The organism is Paenibacillus sp. IHBB 3054, assembly GCF_051594305.1.
GTDB lineage: Bacteria > Bacillota > Bacilli > Paenibacillales > Paenibacillaceae > Paenibacillus_AQ.
This window is the reverse complement of the sequence record NZ_JBOFBG010000114.1, coordinates 1-1,270: the sequence shown is the minus strand read 5'-3', so window position 1 is coordinate 1,270 and position 1,270 is coordinate 1. Positions and strand designations below refer to the sequence as shown.

Here is a 1,270-nt window from a genome sequence, read left to right as displayed (position 1 = left end):
CCACCTCGATAAGCCGCCCTCATTGCTGCATGCAGCCATGCCCCACCGAAGTCGTCAAACAGTGATTTCAAATCCTCTTCGTCAAACGGGGCAACCTTTTTACCTTCCAGAAAGTTGTTTGAGTAATTGATCATGGCACTTTGGAATGAATCAGCATCTTCTAGCAAATCTAGAGGTTCCCTTGTAGTTATTGTTGTAGTAGTAGTTCTTTTAAAAGATTTAAAGATAGCTTTAATACTAGCTTTAGAAACGCTGAACCCGTTGATATAACTAGGATAATCGCGCCTGACGTTTCCCTTTTTGGGAAGTGTGCGTTTCCCCTTTTGGGAAATGGACGATTCCTTCTTTGGGAACTCGTTTCCCTTTTCGGGAACCGGGGGATTCCCCATTCCGGAACTCGGTTCCCTTTTCGGGATAACACTTCCCTTTTCGGGAACTGGATTCCCATCTAGGGAACCCGGTTCCTCTTCCGGGGACTCATTTCCCTTTTTAGGAATCGAAGGCTTCAATAAATTGGGTGAAGGCCGGGCAAGATTCATATTAATCAGTTCTTTGAATTTCTTTGCAGAACTGGACACCATATCAATTTCCCATTGGTCATAGTGCTTATTGACTTGGAAAATATTCATAAGTTGATCCCATAGGATGACATTTCCGGTGACTAATCCGTCTAATACTTGACGGATATGGTTACTACCGATACCTGCTTCTTGAAAATTTTTCAATTCCGGAATGATTGCCGATGGCTTCCCGCATCCCCAGCTCAAGGTCAGAATAAAATCAATGACATTCCTCTGGCGCTGAGAAAACTTCCGCCGGATCAGCTCTCGGTGTATTTCGTGCGATATTCTGATGTGTGCATCCGTTGGCTGAGGATTAACACTGGAATCCACGGCATCCCCTCCTGTATGCTTTTGCGCTTAGATCGCTCTGAAACGTTTTGTCCGCTCTTGCCATTCCCGATTCAACCCGCAGCCTTTCGCAGGGATCTCATAGTGCCTGCGCCCACAGACAAACGAAACGTATTTACCTGTTGCCTGCTCGTAATACATCCCATTTAGGACAACGGGTTTTGGGTTTTGTTGAACATCGATCAAATCAAACAGGTTTACTTGCTCAACATGTTCCAAGGCTCAGCCCTCCTCACACTTCACACTGGACGCAAAATTGCGCTAAGTGGCAGTGTTGCGCCATGCAAAGTTCTATGAGATAATCAATCCGCTAGTTGGACCCGGTACATGAGCATTCGCAGTGCTTATGTACCTTTTTT

Annotated in this window: 2 protein-coding genes; both read right to left on the bottom strand. The window is 45.4% G+C overall.

Annotated features, from left to right (window positions below):
• Positions 1-893: replication protein (locus ACQ76X_RS35920; RefSeq protein ID WP_438498667.1), on the bottom strand; the 893-nt coding region annotated here is incomplete at its 3' end.
• A 27-nt stretch (positions 894-920) separates the two neighbouring features.
• Positions 921-1,130 carry a hypothetical protein gene (locus tag ACQ76X_RS35915; RefSeq protein WP_438498666.1) on the bottom strand — a complete coding sequence of 70 codons (210 nt, stop codon included), beginning with the start codon at positions 1,128-1,130 and terminating at the stop codon, positions 921-923.
• Positions 1,131-1,270: the final 140 nt, after the last annotated feature.